The 14,762-nt window shown below is 40.1% G+C and carries 15 protein-coding genes; 6 read left to right on the plus strand and 9 right to left on the minus strand.

What is annotated here, in order from left to right; all coding sequences use genetic code 11:
- Nucleotides 1-223 precede the first annotated feature (223 nt).
- Nucleotides 224-1,408: a hypothetical protein gene (locus I6N96_RS08770; protein ID WP_209557203.1), complete on the plus strand. Its 1,185-nt coding sequence runs from the start codon at nucleotides 224-226 to the stop codon at nucleotides 1,406-1,408.
- A gap of 312 nt (nucleotides 1,409-1,720) precedes the next feature.
- Here I6N96_RS08770 and I6N96_RS08775 read toward each other — a convergent pair whose 3' ends face one another.
- Nucleotides 1,721-2,368, minus strand: coding sequence for an HAD family hydrolase (locus I6N96_RS08775; RefSeq protein ID WP_209557482.1), 648 nt, complete (start codon nucleotides 2,366-2,368; stop codon nucleotides 1,721-1,723).
- A gap of 259 nt (nucleotides 2,369-2,627) precedes the next feature.
- On the opposite strand from I6N96_RS08775, the gene I6N96_RS08780 reads away from it, so the two are divergent.
- On the plus strand, nucleotides 2,628-3,599 hold the full coding sequence (locus tag I6N96_RS08780) for a ring-cleaving dioxygenase (RefSeq protein ID WP_209557204.1): 972 nt from the start codon (nucleotides 2,628-2,630) through the stop codon (nucleotides 3,597-3,599).
- Between the two features lie 12 nt (nucleotides 3,600-3,611).
- The gene (locus I6N96_RS08785; RefSeq protein ID WP_209557205.1) at nucleotides 3,612-4,232 is read left to right on the plus strand and encodes a flavin reductase family protein; all 621 of its coding nucleotides are present in this window, start codon (nucleotides 3,612-3,614) and stop codon (nucleotides 4,230-4,232) included.
- Nucleotides 4,233-4,446: 214 nt separating this feature from the next.
- Here the strand turns inward: I6N96_RS08785 and I6N96_RS08790 are convergent, their stop codons facing one another.
- The 4 genes from I6N96_RS08790 to I6N96_RS08805 all read right to left on the minus strand — a co-directional run bounded on the left by I6N96_RS08790 (nucleotide 4,447) and on the right by I6N96_RS08805 (nucleotide 8,996).
- Entirely contained in the window at nucleotides 4,447-4,812 is a 366-nt protein-coding gene (locus I6N96_RS08790; RefSeq protein WP_209557206.1) for an iron-sulfur cluster biosynthesis family protein, read from the minus strand.
- A 73-nt stretch (nucleotides 4,813-4,885) separates the two neighbouring features.
- Nucleotides 4,886-5,383, minus strand: coding sequence for a gamma carbonic anhydrase family protein (locus I6N96_RS08795; protein WP_209557207.1), 498 nt, complete (start codon nucleotides 5,381-5,383; stop codon nucleotides 4,886-4,888).
- A gap of 119 nt (nucleotides 5,384-5,502) precedes the next feature.
- Nucleotides 5,503-7,269 (minus strand): ABC transporter ATP-binding protein, encoded by a 1,767-nt coding sequence (locus I6N96_RS08800; RefSeq protein ID WP_209557208.1) that lies wholly within the window; start codon nucleotides 7,267-7,269, stop codon nucleotides 5,503-5,505.
- A complete protein-coding gene (locus I6N96_RS08805) occupies nucleotides 7,266-8,996 on the minus strand; it encodes an ABC transporter ATP-binding protein (RefSeq protein ID WP_209557209.1) in 1,731 nt (576 codons plus the stop codon). Before I6N96_RS08805 ends, I6N96_RS08800 begins: the two co-directional genes overlap by 4 nt.
- Nucleotides 8,997-9,413: 417 nt before the next feature.
- Here I6N96_RS08805 and I6N96_RS08810 point away from each other — a divergent pair, with 417 nt between their 5' ends.
- Complete coding sequence (locus I6N96_RS08810) at nucleotides 9,414-9,626, plus strand: DNA-directed RNA polymerase subunit epsilon (protein WP_209557210.1); 213 nt, start codon at nucleotides 9,414-9,416, stop codon at nucleotides 9,624-9,626.
- A gap of 3 nt (nucleotides 9,627-9,629) precedes the next feature.
- Nucleotides 9,630-11,303 carry a ribonuclease J1 gene (rnjA, locus tag I6N96_RS08815; RefSeq protein WP_209557211.1) on the plus strand — a complete coding sequence of 558 codons (1,674 nt, stop codon included), beginning with the start codon at nucleotides 9,630-9,632 and terminating at the stop codon, nucleotides 11,301-11,303.
- Between the two features lie 432 nt (nucleotides 11,304-11,735).
- Here the strand turns inward: rnjA and I6N96_RS08820 are convergent, their stop codons facing one another.
- The 4 genes from I6N96_RS08820 to I6N96_RS08835 all read right to left on the minus strand — a co-directional run bounded on the left by I6N96_RS08820 (nucleotide 11,736) and on the right by I6N96_RS08835 (nucleotide 14,424).
- Nucleotides 11,736-12,827 carry an alpha/beta fold hydrolase gene (locus I6N96_RS08820; protein WP_209557212.1) on the minus strand — a complete coding sequence of 364 codons (1,092 nt, stop codon included), beginning with the start codon at nucleotides 12,825-12,827 and terminating at the stop codon, nucleotides 11,736-11,738.
- 4 nt (nucleotides 12,828-12,831) lie between these two features.
- A complete protein-coding gene (locus I6N96_RS08825) occupies nucleotides 12,832-13,533 on the minus strand; it encodes a TetR/AcrR family transcriptional regulator (protein ID WP_245186904.1) in 702 nt (233 codons plus the stop codon).
- 376 nt (nucleotides 13,534-13,909) lie between these two features.
- A complete protein-coding gene (locus I6N96_RS08830; protein ID WP_209557213.1) occupies nucleotides 13,910-14,110 on the minus strand; it encodes a cold-shock protein in 201 nt (66 codons plus the stop codon).
- 146 nt (nucleotides 14,111-14,256) lie between these two features.
- Nucleotides 14,257-14,424, minus strand: a complete 168-nt coding sequence (locus tag I6N96_RS08835; RefSeq protein ID WP_209557484.1) for a JAB domain-containing protein — start codon at nucleotides 14,422-14,424, stop codon at nucleotides 14,257-14,259.
- A 169-nt stretch (nucleotides 14,425-14,593) separates the two neighbouring features.
- Here I6N96_RS08835 and I6N96_RS08840 point away from each other — a divergent pair, with 169 nt between their 5' ends.
- Nucleotides 14,594-14,734 (plus strand): hypothetical protein, encoded by a 141-nt coding sequence (locus I6N96_RS08840; RefSeq protein WP_209557214.1) that lies wholly within the window; start codon nucleotides 14,594-14,596, stop codon nucleotides 14,732-14,734.
- The last annotated feature ends 28 nt before the right edge of the window (nucleotides 14,735-14,762 follow it).

A 14,762-nucleotide genomic window follows, 5' to 3' on the forward strand; every position in this document is an offset into this window, starting at 1 on the left:
TTCATCTTTCGTTGGTATTATTTTATTATACCCGATGAAAAGGATTTCTTTTCTCAAAATATACAAATTTCATAAAAAAAATTGAGAATTTTCAAACAAATGATTGATTTGCCAACCTTTTGAAGCCTTCTTCACTAATGTAAAAAATAAATTTCAAAAAAAGGATATAATTTTTTCTGATTTGCTAGTAAAATAGAATTATCGTTTAAAGGAGGAAATAGAAATGAAATTGAAAAAATGGGGACTAGGGATTCTCACTACAATGTCCGTCTTTTTATTAAGCGGCTGTTGGAATGATCCTCGAACAGAATTTATCGAAGCACTTTCTAATGCAGGAACCAGCGCTGCCGAAGCTTCGAAATTTGAACTAAGCGTGGAGGATTTCGATTATTCCAGTAATGATATGAATACGAATCTATACATGAGTATGTTTGCCAGCCAGCTAAAAGAGCTTTCTCTGGACGGCTCCTTTGCCTCTGATGAAGAGAAAGAAGTTTCTGAAACAGAACTCAATCTAAAGGTCTATGGACAAACACTTCCTTTCCAATTTGTTACCGATGAGGAAAACATGTATTTGTCTACCAGCTTCATCTCCGGTGCATTGGAGATTGCAGAAGCATTCCAATATCCTGTAAACATCAGCCAGTCTGATCTTGATAAATTAGAAGGCAAATTCATCAATGTTGATAATATAACGGATCAATTAGACGATGAAGATGAGGATAAAGAAGATGAAGACAGCGGTTCAGGGTTTGATCTGGCATTAATCAAAAAAATGAAAGAAATCATGGATATTTTTGAAAAGGATTCTTTCACTAAAAAGGACGATGTCATTTCCCACACATTTACAAAAAAAGAAATCATTGCTGTTATGGACGCACTGAAAGATTATGCAAAAGAGGCGAAGGATAAAGAATCACAGAAATCCTTTGAAGACGGCATTAAGACTTTGAAGAACAGCTTCGATACATTGAAAATCAAAGTCAGTGTCAATACAAAAACCAATAAAATCACCAGTACAGTAACAATGAGCTACCTGTATGATGATGCAGACACTGAGATGGACTTAGTTTTGAAAATCAAAATCACCCCTCAGAAAAAATCAGGCGAGATCAATGTACCAGGCAAGCGAGACATCTTAAGTGAAGAAAGATTCCAAGTAATCATGGACTCCATTTTTGCCACAGAGGAAGAAGAGGATGAAACGGATCTGGATGCCTACAAAGATATGTATGGCGACAGCGAGTATTTAGATGAATACCTAGATGATTTGATTGAACAGATTGAGCTGTATCCGGAGTTATTCACTACTGAAGATGCAGATGCGATGAGAGAAAACGGTCCGTTGATTTTTGATAAAGACCAAATGAAGCGTCTAACGGATGCACTGGATAAAGCATTACTTTAAATTTAAAATAAAAAAGAGAGAGAGTGGGACAATAATCTGTTGCCACTCTTTTCCATACCCTAAATCCGAATAAACGGCGAGTCAGAAGTAGCTCCTACGACAATAAGCCGGAATTCAACAAAAATTTGTGAAACAATTTTCGTGAATTCCGGCTTATTGCTTGTAGCTAAACACTTCTGTCTCAGCCTCTCTCTTTTTTTAGATACAAGCTCACCTGTTGTCAGAGCTTAATAGCCTGCGTACCGAAATCCTCTTCAAAAGCTTATTTAAGTGCACCAAAATCATTTTCGCTTCAATCAGATTCCCTCTCTATTAATTCTTCAAAAGAAAGTCTCCGATCATTTTCGGCGTCTCAGCTAGGTAAATAGCTCCTGCTGTTTCCAGCTCTTCTCTATCGCCGTAACCATACAGAGCACCAATACATTCTACTTGGTTTTCCATCGCACCAAGTACATCATGCTCACGATCTCCGATCATTAGACTGCCAGCTGCTGAAACATTCTCTTCAGCCATCCCGTAGCGAATAACAGCACCTTTACTGGAGCGGCTGCTATCTAAGCTTGCACCATATATCCCTTTAAAATGCTTCGTCAGCTCAAAGTGCGCCAATATCTGTTTCGCGAAAACTTCCGGCTTTGAGGTTGCTATATAGAGTGTACAGCCTGATTGATTCAGATTTTCCAACAGCTCCGGAATCCCATCATAAACCAGATTTTCATACATCCCTTTTTCAACATAATACTCTCGATAATAGCTGACTGCCTGTTCTGCCTCCTCTTCATCCATCTCATATTTCTTCATAAAAGAATCCATCAAAGGCGGACCAATAAAGGATAACAGCGCTTGTGTTTCAGGAACAGGCAAGCGTAATTTTTCCAATGCATATCGGACAGAGTTCAAGATTCCCGGTCCAGAGTCCGTGATTGTTCCATCCAAATCAAAAAACAGTGTATTATACATCATCATTCTTCCCTCCATCATTATCCTAGCATATTTTTTTAGGATACACGATAATAGAAGAGACAGATTTGTTGCTTTTATTTCATTTCGCCCTTATACTTACTTTTAGTAAGTTCAATTGCAAAAAAATAAAAATTTGTATGAATCGCAAGAAATAATTGATTATACGAGCGATGGCTAAGATACTATAATATGACTAGAAGCGTTCCGTAACCTGATTGGCTATTTCATCGTATTCATATAATTGGAGGGTTTACCTATGGACACACAAATCAGAGGATTACACCATGTCACAGCAATGACTTCAAGTGCTGAAAAAATTTATCGCTTTTTCACAGATATCTTGGGGCTTCGCTTGATAAAGAAAACCGTGAATCAGGACGACATCGAAACCTATCACTTATACTTTACCGATGACTTAGGCAGTGCGGGAACAGACATGACCTTTTTTGATTTTCCGGGAATTCCAAAAGGAACTAAAGGAACTGATTCTATTTCAAGAACTTCTTTCCGAGTAAAAAATGACGATTCCTTGATGTATTGGATCGAACGCTTTAACGAACACGATGTTACTCATGGCGAAATCATGGAGCGCTTTGGGAAAAAATATGTAGAATTTGAAGACTTTGACGAGCAGCGCTATCAATTGATTTCAGACGAAAATAATCAAGGTGTAGCTGGCGGAACGCCTTGGAAAAATGCAAACGTTCCTGCTGAGCATGCCATCATCGGTTTAGGCCCTGTTTTCGTGACTGTGGCAAACTTCGAGCACATGCAGCTGGTTTTGACAGATGTCTTAGGCTTTCGTCTAGTCGATGCAGAAGGCAGCTTCCATTTATTTGAAATCGGCGAAGGCGGAAATGGTGCCAGCATCATTGTTGCTCATCGTGATGATCTGCCTCAGGCAATGGAAGGCTTTGGAAATGTGCATCACTTGGCTTTACGTGTTGCGGATCAGGAAGCATTGCGCTTTTGGATCAATAAAATCGATCAGCTGGAGTTCCCGAATTCCGGATTTGTCGAACGCTTCTATTTCGAGTCTGAGTACTTCATGGCTGCTCCTCATGTACTATTTGAGCTTGCCACAGACGGCCCTGGCTTCCTTCAAGATGAAACCTATGAAGCTGCTGGAGAGAAGCTTTCTCTACCACCATTTTTAGAACCAAAACGTGAAGAGATCGAAGCGTTTGTACGTCCCTTCGATACCTCTGATGCCAATCAGGCCAGATAAAGGAGAGCTGTTATGCTGCACTATTCAAGTAAGGATCTATCAAAAAAGCAGCAGTATAAGTTTCTATCAGGAAGCATCATTCCTCGGCCGATTGCTTGGGTCACGACCATGAGCACAGCTTCCGGAGTGGTAAATGCAGCGCCCTTCAGCTTTTTCAACGCTGCCTCTTCCGAGCTGCCGCTAATCACTTTAGCGATCCTTAGAAAACAGGGTCACATGAAGGATACTGCCAGAAATATTCTGGAAAATCACGAGCTAGTCATTCATTTAGTGGATGATCAAGTGCTGGCTGAAATGAATCAGACAGCCGCTTCTTTATCGGAAGATGAGAGTGAAATCTTGCTCAACCACATTGAGACCGTTCCGAGTCGCTCAGTTTCCGTGCCAGCTATCAAAAAGGCGAAGCTGCGTATGGAAGCAACACTCTATCAACATGTTGCCTTACAGGATCATGAAGGTGATGTGATCACAGATTTGATTATTGCTGAGGTAACTGACTTTCACTTCAGCGAAGCTGTTTTTGATGAAGAAAAAGAATACATTCTTCCAGAAGCACTTCAGCCAGTTGCTCGTCTAGCTGGTACCGGCTACGCACACATCAGCAACATAACAAATTTGGAACGCCCTAAATAAGCATAAAGTGTGGGACATCATCTGTTCCACACTTTTTTATGCCTTAAAGGACAGGGCAGAAGCAGCTTCAAAGATAATAAGACGGAATTCACTAAGATTTATAGAAAAAATTTTAGTGAATTCCGTCTTATTGTCTGTATGATCTCTGTGTTCTTCTTTTTTATCTCAAAACAATCAGTATGGCATTGTTCTTATCCAGCTTTTATTGTCTCAATCAATCGGTTGTTTTTTCCGGTCTCAAATCGACGATTGGGACATTACTATCTAATATCCCGCTAGGGCCGTTCAGCTGTAGTGCATGAAGTCGATCATCAAAATCCAACGTCATCGCTTCGTCTAAGTAACGCTTGGAGTAATCCTTGATATAAATATCTCCTACATTGTTTTCCAACGATTCGGCGTAGTCTTTATGGGATTGCGACTTATCCAGTATCAATAAACGAAAGCTCGTATCCAAAGAACAATACCCAACCTTCGAGTACTCCCCTACACCATCATCCAAATCCAAAATAACAATTGTGTCCTCTTTGATATAGGTCAACAGCTTTTCCTGTGCTTTATCCGTGATTTTCAAATACATGAATCTCGCCCCTTCCTACCTATGATTTTAGCACGCAGTAGGAAAAAATCCGATCATTCTGCACTTCTGTCGACTAGTGTACCATTTTTGAAAAAAGGCCTTTTTGGTGTTTTTGCGCAAGTTTGATATAATGCATGGCATTCTCTCTGTTCTTTGCGATTTCTGCCTCTGTCAATGGGCGAATGACTCTTGCTGGCCTGCCGAACGCCAAAACACCTGCCGGAATCTTCGTTCCTTCTGTAACTAGGGAACCAGCACCTACCATTGCATTTTCGCCAATGACTGACCCATTCAAAAGGATACTGCTCATCCCAATCAACGCGCCGTTTTGGATTTCACACCCATGGATCATACATTGATGACCAATCGTCACATATTCGCCAATGTGAACAGGCGCTTGCTTATCCACATGGATAACCGTACTATCCTGTATGTTGCTGCCCTTTCCAATACTGATTGCTTGATTGTCCCCTCTTAAAACCGCTTGATACCAGACACTCACGTCTTCCGCAAGCAGCACATCTCCATAAACATCCGCACTTTCTGCGATAAAATTCTCTTTCTCTGCCATGATCGATCCCCTCTTTTCTTGATTCTAGTATAGCAAAACTGGAACAAAAAGCTGCTCAGCAATCAGAATATCTGACTGTGAACAGCTTTATATAATCACCTTGAGTTTAATAATTAAAATTAATCATAGTCGCCATCTTCAGCGAACTGACTGTTGTAGAGCTTTTCATAAAAGCCGCCTTGTTCAAGAAGTTCATTGTGTGTTCCTTTTTCAATGATTTCTCCTTGATTCATCACTAAAATCAAGTCTGCTTCTCTGATTGTTGACAGTCGATGGGCAATAACAAAGCTGGTACGTCCCTGCATGACCTTATCCATCGCCTTTTGAATCAAGGCTTCCAAACGAGTATCCACCGAACTGGTTGCTTCATCAAGAATCAGTATTTTCGGATCAGAAATCACCGCACGAGCAATTGTCAGCAGCTGCTTCTGTCCAAGAGATACGTTGTCTCCTTCAGCATTGATCTCCATCTCATACCCATCAGGCATTGTCCGAATAAAATGATCCACATTTGCTGTTTCAGCAGCATCAACGACTTCATAGTCTGTCGCATCCAGCTTACCAAAACGAATATTATCAGCAATCGTTCCTTGATAAAGCCAAGCATCTTGAAGAACCATTCCAAAAATCGAGCGAACATCACTTCGATTCATTTTTTTCGTATCAACACCGTCCACTTTGATGGCACCGCCATTGACATCATAGAAGCGCATCAGCAGGTTGATCAGTGTCGTTTTACCAGCACCGGTAGGTCCGACAATAGCAACCGTCTGGCCAGCCTTCACTTCGAAGTTCAGGTCTTTGATCAGAGGCTTTTTCGGATCATAGCTAAAGCTGACATGATCGAATTGAACGTTCCCTTCTACTGGTTCCGGTAATAAAATATCCTTCTCATTGATTTCTTCTTCAGGCTCATCAAGAATCTCAAAGACACGCTTTGTTGCTGCGGAAGCACTTTGCAGCGCTGCAGACAGCTGTGTAATATTCCCCATCGGCTGACTGATCTGCCAAATATACTGAATCATTGCCTGCAATTGTCCTACTGCAATCACTTCATAAATCACATCTCGACTTCCGAGAACCGCAATCACAATATACGTAGCATACGCAGTTAATTGAACCAGCGGCATCATCAAGCCGGAAATGAACGATGCTCTAAACCCATAATCTTGTAGATTCTGGTTTACCTGCTTGAAGCCGTCCAATGTCTGTTTCTCACGACCGTATAATTTCAAAATACTGAATCCGGTCATATTTTCCTGCACATATCCATTCAAATCACCCAAAGCATTCTGCATTCCCTGGAAATACTTTTGAGAAATCTTTACGATCGTCTGTGAAATGAAGATAGACAGCGGGATCATGATCATGGAAATCAATGCCAAACGAACATTGATGTAAAACATCATTCCTGCCGCCATCAAAATACCAAGGACAGCAGAAACAATATTGATGAAGCTCTGTTGCAGTGCATTACTTACAGCATCCACATCATTGGTCACTCTGGAAAGAATGTTCCCTTGCTGGTTTCTATCAAAATAAGAAACCGGCAACCGATTGATTTTTTCATCAATATCTGTACGCAAGTCCTTCATTGAATCCTGAACGACTGTTGTCATCATATAACCAGATAAGAATTGAGCGGCACAATAGCCCAGCCCAACAAGTAATATCCAAATCAGACACTGTAGAATATATGAAAAATTGATTGCTTCCCCACGAGAAAGATTCTTCGCAATCTCAGTAGTAGGAAGACCGGACACATAAGGCATCGCCGCATTCAAGGCAACCGTCAGTACCGTAAAAATGATAACCAGAATAAACGTTTTCTTATAAGGCTTAATGTATTGACCTAAACGTTTGATGGAAGAAAGCCCATTTTTCATGCTAATTCCTCCTCTGACAATTGAGAAGCCGCAATATCATAATATACTGGGCAATTCTCAAGTAATTCTCTGTGTGTTCCCATACCCACAATGTTACCTTCATTCAGGACAACAATCTTATCTGCATGCATGATCGTACCTACTCGCTGAGCCACGATCAATACCGTTGAATTGCCGGTTTCCTTTTTCAAGCGAGCACGCAGCTTCGCATCTGTCTGATAATCCAACGCAGAAAAGCTATCGTCAAAGATATAGATTTCAGGCTCTCTAATTACTGCACGAGCAATAGATAAACGTTGCTTTTGTCCACCGGAGAAATTCGCTCCCCCTTCGGACAAGAGCTCATCAAAGCCTAACTGCTTTTGAGAAATGAATTCTGAAGCCTGAGCAATATCTGCTGCCCGCTCCATTTCCTCCATCGTCGCATCTTCTTTTCCGTAACGCAAATTGTCGGCAATCGTTCCCGTGAACAACAACGCTTTTTGCGGAATATAACCGATTTTTTCACGTAGTGCGCTCAGCTTGTACTCACGAACATCGACACCATCTACCAGTACCTGTCCTTCAGAAATATCATAAAACCTTGGAATCAGCTGGATCAGCGTAGATTTACCACTTCCTGTACTCCCAATAAACGCAACAGTTTCTCCTGGTGATGCCGTAAAATTCACATTTCGAACAACTGGACTTTGTGCATGTCCCGGATAAGCAAATGTCACATTTTTAAACTCTAAGTAACCCTTTGTTTCTGTTTCCGTAACACCTTGCTCATTCTCTTTGATATCCGGCTGCATATCAAAAGCTTCTTGAATTCTGCGAGCAGAAACAGCCGCCCGTGGATACATCATAAACATACTGGCAAACAGCATGAATGAAAACAGCGCATGGAAAATATATTCGATAAACGCAATCAGATCACCCACCGCCAAGTTGCCGGCATCGATCTGCAGTGTTCCGTTCCAGATGATCAATACCATAACGATATTGAAAAGGAAGAAAAAGCCCGGTTGTGCAGCAGCCATTAAACGAAATAGGCTTTTAGAACTGCTGGTATAGTCATCATTGACTGTTTTAAAGCGAGATTCTTCAAACTTCTCATTTACAAATGCCCGGATCACTCGGAGTCCGGAAAGATTCTCTCTTAAAATACTATTGATTCCATCAAGGTTTTTCTGCTGCTTATTGGATAACGGCTCTGATATCTTCGCAATCAGCACCACTGCTATAAGCAGGATCGGCAATGCGCCTAAAACAAACAACCCCAAAAATGGACTAGTTCGAACAACCATGACCAAGCTGACGATAAACATCATCGGTGTCATGAACCCTGTTCTCAATACATTCCCCATAAAAAGCATGATTTGATATGCATCATTTGTTGTGCGGGTAATCAATGAAGAAACGCCCAGCGATTCATACTCATGATGAGAAAATGTCTGTACTTTTTCAAATAAATCGTTCCGAATATCCTGAACGATATGTGTTGTGATCCTTGCACCAAAGTACCCTAGCATGATATTCATAATAACACCGATAATTGTAATTCCAATCATCAACAGCCCCTGCTGTTTGACATATTCATAGTCATTTTGCTGGATACCGTTATCGATCATACGTGCCAAAATCGTCGGCAGCCCCAATTCAATCAATATAAACCCAAATACACAAATGAAATCTGCAAGCAATAATTTCTTATATCTCATTGTGTAATGCCACATCAATTTCAAGTAATCATCTCCTTCTTCAAAATTTAGCCCAGTGCTCCCACTATAGCATAAACTCAATCGTTTGGTAAACTATCTGAGGAAGAAAATTCTAGTTTTTATCCCATTAAAAAGCAGCAGAAATCCAGCCCTTCAAGAGTTTTTATTTCTAAAGATACTGATAAATAATAGGAGTCCTTTCTATACTTCTGATTTATTCTATGATAAAATAGCAATAATTGTTGTAGAACCAACAAACAGAACGTTGAATTTTTTTGCACATAATAAAATGAAGTAATGACTAGGCTTCATTCTCCATTAACTCTATGTTTTTGGCGGCAAATACTTTTTAGGGTGGCACACCACCTCATTTTGTTGTGTACAAATTTTAGACAGAAAATCAATAAAATTGCGCAAGCATATAGAAGGAGATAATCAATTATGATCTACAAGGTTTACTATCAAGAAACAAAAGTAAGAAATCCCAAAAGAGAAGACACCCAATCTATTTATGTGGAAGGCGAAAGCGACGTTGCCGTGCGTCAGCTAGTCGAAGAAAATACACCCTATAATATCGAATACGTCCAACTGCTTGATGGGAATCACTTAGCTTATGAGCAGGAGCATGCTGAGTTCAAATTGACGGAGTTTTAACCTATGAAAGTAAATATAAAAAATAATGAAACCGGCGTTTTCGGTATTGGCGGTCTGGGTGAGATCGGTAAAAATACTTATGGTGTACAATTTCAGGATGAAATCATTCTGATCGATGCAGGAATCAAGTTCCCGGAAGACGACCTGTTGGGGATCGACTATGTCATCCCGGATTATAGCTACATTGTTCAAAACCTGCAGAAAGTTAAAGCATTAGTCATTACGCATGGTCATGAGGACCATATCGGTGGCGTACCTTACTTATTGCGTCAGGCAAACATTCCAGTCTATGCGGGACCTTTGGCACTCGCACTTATTACAAATAAGCTAGACGAGCACGGTCTGCTTCGTGACGCAGAACTTCATGAAATCAATGAAGACACAGTCATTCGCTTTAGAAAGACTGTCATAAGCTTCTTCAGAACGACACATAGTATCCCGGATGCTTTAGGTGTTGTTGTGAAAACTCCTTCGGGAAACGTTGTTGCAACAGGAGATTTCAAATTTGATTTCACTCCTGTCGGCGAACCGGCCAACCTTCACCGAATGGCTAAAATTGGTGAAGAAGGCGTACTATGTCTCCTTTCAGACAGTACCAATGCTGAAATACCAACATTCACAAAATCTGAGAAAACGATTGGTACCTCAATCAAGAAGATTTTCGAAAAAATAGACGGCAGAATCATCTTTGCCAGCTTTGCATCAAATATTTTCAGACTCCAGCAAGCCGCAGAAGCTGCGGTACGTACAGGTCGGAAAATTGCTGTATTCGGTCGAAGCATGGAAAATGCAATCGTCAACGGCGAACGCTTAGGATACATCAATGTACCAAAAGGAACCTTTGTTGATGCCTCTCAGCTTAATCATTTACCGGCGAATGAAGTGATGATTTTATGTACTGGGTCTCAAGGAGAACCAATGGCCGCATTGAGTCGAATCGCTAATGGTACCCACAGACAGATATCTGTACAACCTGGCGATACAGTTGTCTTTTCAAGCTCTCCGATTCCAGGGAACACTACTAGCGTAAATCGTTTGATCAACCTGCTTTCTGAAGCTGGTGCAGAGGTCATTCATGGAAAGATCAACAATATCCATACCTCAGGACATGGCGGACAAGAAGAACAGAAACTGATGCTTCGTCTGATGAAACCGAAATACTTTGTTCCTGTACATGGAGAATTCAGAATGCTGAAAATCCATGCCTCTCTAGCTCAAGATGTCGGCGTACCAGAAGAGAACTGCTTCATCATGGAAAATGGCGATGTGTTGGCATTGACTGCCGACAGTGCACGTGATGCAGGACACTTCAATGCCAGTGATGTCTATGTCGACGGAAATGGTGTCGGCGATATCGGCAATATCGTTCTGCGTGACCGCAGAATTTTATCAGAAGAAGGACTTGTTCTGGCTGTCGCTACAGTGGACATCAAAAACAAGGAAATTCAAGCAGGACCGGACATTCTCTCCAGAGGATTTGTCTACATGCGAGAATCCGGCGATATGATCAACGAAGGCCAGCGTCTGTTATTCCACGCAATGCGTGATGCGCTGAAGGACGATAACTGCACAGAAGCAAAATTGTGTGAAGCAATTACTGCCACACTGCAGCCTTACCTGTTTGAGAAAACAGAACGCCATCCAATGATTTTACCAATGATCATGACAGTGAATTAAAGAAGTAAAACAAAAACTGAGGCTGAGACAGAAGTGTTTAGCTACAAGCAATAAGCCGGAATTCACGAAAATTGTTTCACAAATTTTTGTTGAATTCCGGCTTATTGTCGTAGGAGCTACTTCTGACTCGCCGTTTATTCGGATTTAGGGTATGGAAAAGAGTGGCAACAGATTATTGTCCCACTCTCAGTTTTTTCTTCGTATGATACTTTTTCTGCTGGTTTAGATACCATTCTCTCACGATAAATCTTCATTATAGAAGAATGTCTGCGTTTCAACTATTCTCAACTACCTGTTTCACTTATCGTTACAGGCTTTCTGACATTTTTTTCTACTGTCTGATGCATATCATAGCTTTGTCTTGAAGAGCGAAAATGTAGTAAAGTCTCTTTCATCGACTACGATGCTGATTTTAAGCGGGTTTTAGCAACGTTACTCTTGGAGTCTTTCTTTTAATTCCTTTAATAATATACGGTCAAATTCTGCCTTGTTTTCAAGAAAGGGCATATGCCCCACATCTGCTATAGGGAATATCTGCTTATCTGGCGCTGTTATCTCATCAAAAAAGTCTTTTGTCAGAGAATAGGGCGAGATATAGTCATTGCCTCCCATGATGTAGTAGACCGGTATTCTGTAGTCCGTTCCAAAATTCCTTGTGTCAGCGTCTTCCAATAGAAATCGCATAATATCTCCTTGTCCGTTGAGTGCATCCAATGGTTTAAATATAGATGAATTTCTCAACTCATTAAATGTGCAGTATGGCGTTGCCAGTATATTGATTATATTTCCTAAACTTAAGTTTACAGAAAGTCCATACTTATCTTGATAGGCCCTCACTCTCATTATAGCTGCTAGATAGCTTTGGTTGTATTCTAATAATGGTGGATACGGTGTGACATTTTCCAACGCTTTAATGTCTTTTTCGTTTCCTGCTGCTTTTGCCAATTCAAGCACCTTTTCGTACCCTACCCGTTCATTATCTGCCATATTGATAATCTGTGAAATTCCAATATATGCATGATAATCCTCTGGAAAAGTCTGTACAGCCATCGTTCCTAGAACAGTTCCCCAACTATGACCCATAACAATAATCTTTTCTTTATTCAGTCGCTGCTTTATATAGGCTGTTACTTCATGAACATCTTCTAGTACACGCTCAGCACTCAGCGTTTGTATGACAAGTGCCGGATCATTTGCTTGATACGTTTTTCCTACATTACGCTGATCCCAATGAACTATGGTAAAATCGTTTTCCCAATCATACTGGAACAGATGTAAAAATGGAAACATTGAATTCCCAGGTCCTCCATGCAAAAATAATATAACTGGATGATCCTCATTTTTCCCTCGAAAATATAGGGTCTGCATGATGCCGCCTATTTCTACTGTCTCCATACAGTCAATACCAGGTGCTTCAATCCTATGTTTTCTACGTATGATTGCAGGAGCTATCAATCGTAAACCCGCAAATATAAGAAAAAAGACAGCAAACAATAGACATAGTATTGCTAATATAAGCGTCATATCCTCACCCCTTTCTCCCATAAAAATCCACTATCAACTCTATCATTTCATCTTCTACAATATCAACGCCTATTTTTTTCATTAGATATTGTAAAAATAGGAATCGTTTATGAATTACAGACAGACTGCCCGGAAAAACGTTTGTATCACACCAAAAATTAAGAAGCAGCAAGAACACCTCTGCACACTCATTTGGAAATTCCGTATCAATACTTCCATCCTTCGCACCTTCTCGTAAGACATCTGCGATTACCGGCGCAAGCTTATTCACGATTTCCTGCATAAATGCTAATACAAGATGTGGACTCCCTGTGGCCTGGTCAACCATTTCATTAGATTCTGTGAGAGCTTTATCCTCTGTTAAAGCTTGTAGATTTCTTTTAATTACACCTCTAAGCTTTTCTTTTGCTGTCAATCCATGCATTTGGATCAACCAAAGATTTACAGCTTCTACGATTTGATCACTTTGTCTTTCCATGACTGAATGAAATATCTCTTCTTTAGAATGAAAATGATGGAAAATCGCTCCTTTTGACATTCCCAATGCATTCACAATATCTTGCATACTTGTTTTGTCATACCCTTTTTCAATAAACAGTTTTGCAGAAATAGAAAGAATATTTTCAATGGTTTGTTTTGAATTATTTTTTCTTACCATGTTATCTCCTTTAAAATACCGACCGTTGGTTTTTATTAATGATAACATCTCTTTTTATTATTGTCCAATAGATTTTAAAAGTGAATCGAAAAAGCATCCATCGATTAGTAGCCATTCTCTTCCAATTCAAGCCTTCCTTTAGCTTAGCATTGCATTGACTAAGTAAAAATTGACGCTTTTACTAAAGACGATGGTACTGTGTTTGCAGAACAAACAATATGCATTCGGAAAATTATAGCGATGTTCTTCATCACGAATTTATTGAGTCATATTGCAAAAGAGAACTAGCTTGCGAAGCTGGATATCATGATGATGAAAATCTCGCTGACCATTTCTATTGTTGAGTTTGCACTCACAATAATTTTATGCTTCCTTTCATACAAAAAAACACTCGGCATGCAGCCGAGTGTTTCGAATGGGCAAATTATTGTTTTTCAACGTTTGTAGCTTGAGGGCCACGATCTGAATCTTCTACATCAAAAGTTACAGCTTGACCTTCTTCTAATGTTTTGAACCCATCTCCTTGGATAGCTGAGAAATGTACAAAAACGTCGCTTCCATCTTCACGAGAGATAAATCCAAACCCTTTTTCTGCGTTAAACCACTTTACTGTTCCATGTTCCATTACTGTTCCTCCTCGTGCTTAAGCACTGAAATAATTGTAACTTTGCCCGTGTACGATAGAGGGTTTTAACTAAGCAAAACTTCTATACTGTCCCAAACAAGATTACAAATCCATTTTACACGCGCCCTTTTATTTTTGCAAGAAATCTAATCCCCATCGCTCAAAAAATTTTCCTCCCGCATACTGATATAGCTTTTCTGACCGATAATAATATGATCCAGCACCTCTATTCCCATCATCTCCCCGCACTCCTGCATTCTCAAGGTGAAATTGATATCACTCTGAGAAGGTTTCGGATTTCCAGACGGAAAGATAAAGTTAGTGCTAAAACTTCTTTTTTATCCCCTTTTTAGGTTTAACTTGTATTATCCACTCGGAAACCACAAGTTAAGCCCACTATATAATAGTAGAAAACTTTCTGTATTTCTGCTTGACTAACCATACTACGCATAGTATAATAGTAATATAGAAAGGAGGTAAGACATGAGTCGTAAGGAACGACAAAAAGAAAAGAAGCTCAACAAGCGACAATCTGTTCTGATAATAATTAACTTAATCATCGCACTGATTAACTTAATAACAAAACTGATTGAAATACTTGAAAAGCTTCTCTCACAACCATAGGGTAAGGGCTGAAAAGCCCTCCTACCCT

It is taken from the genome of Enterococcus larvae (assembly GCF_017830045.1).
Lineage (GTDB): Bacteria > Bacillota > Bacilli > Lactobacillales > Enterococcaceae > Enterococcus_L > Enterococcus_L larvae.

Excerpts from the sequence above, each read along its gene's own strand:
- I6N96_RS08790 (WP_209557206.1), bottom strand. The coding sequence starts at position 4,812 with ATGTATTTGAAAATCACGGATAAAGCACAGGAAAAGCTGTTGACCTAT.
- I6N96_RS08830 (WP_209557213.1), bottom strand. The coding sequence starts at position 14,110 with ATGGAACATGGAACAGTAAAGTGGTTTAACGCAGAAAAAGGGTTTGGA.
- I6N96_RS08770 (WP_209557203.1), top strand. The coding sequence starts at position 224 with ATGAAATTGAAAAAATGGGGACTAGGGATTCTCACTACAATGTCCGTC.
- I6N96_RS08780 (WP_209557204.1), top strand. The coding sequence starts at position 2,628 with ATGGACACACAAATCAGAGGATTACACCATGTCACAGCAATGACTTCA.
- I6N96_RS08820 (WP_209557212.1), bottom strand. The coding sequence starts at position 12,827 with ATGACGCTTATATTAGCAATACTATGTCTATTGTTTGCTGTCTTTTTT.
- I6N96_RS08840 (WP_209557214.1), top strand. The coding sequence starts at position 14,594 with ATGAGTCGTAAGGAACGACAAAAAGAAAAGAAGCTCAACAAGCGACAA.
- I6N96_RS08810 (WP_209557210.1), top strand. The coding sequence starts at position 9,414 with ATGATCTACAAGGTTTACTATCAAGAAACAAAAGTAAGAAATCCCAAA.
- I6N96_RS08800 (WP_209557208.1), bottom strand. The coding sequence starts at position 7,269 with ATGAAAAATGGGCTTTCTTCCATCAAACGTTTAGGTCAATACATTAAG.
- I6N96_RS08775 (WP_209557482.1), bottom strand. The coding sequence starts at position 2,368 with ATGTATAATACACTGTTTTTTGATTTGGATGGAACAATCACGGACTCT.
- I6N96_RS08785 (WP_209557205.1), top strand. The coding sequence starts at position 3,612 with ATGCTGCACTATTCAAGTAAGGATCTATCAAAAAAGCAGCAGTATAAG.
- I6N96_RS08795 (WP_209557207.1), bottom strand. The coding sequence starts at position 5,383 with ATGGCAGAGAAAGAGAATTTTATCGCAGAAAGTGCGGATGTTTATGGA.
- rnjA (WP_209557211.1), top strand. The coding sequence starts at position 9,630 with ATGAAAGTAAATATAAAAAATAATGAAACCGGCGTTTTCGGTATTGGC.
- I6N96_RS08825 (WP_245186904.1), bottom strand. The coding sequence starts at position 13,533 with ATGTTATCATTAATAAAAACCAACGGTCGGTATTTTAAAGGAGATAAC.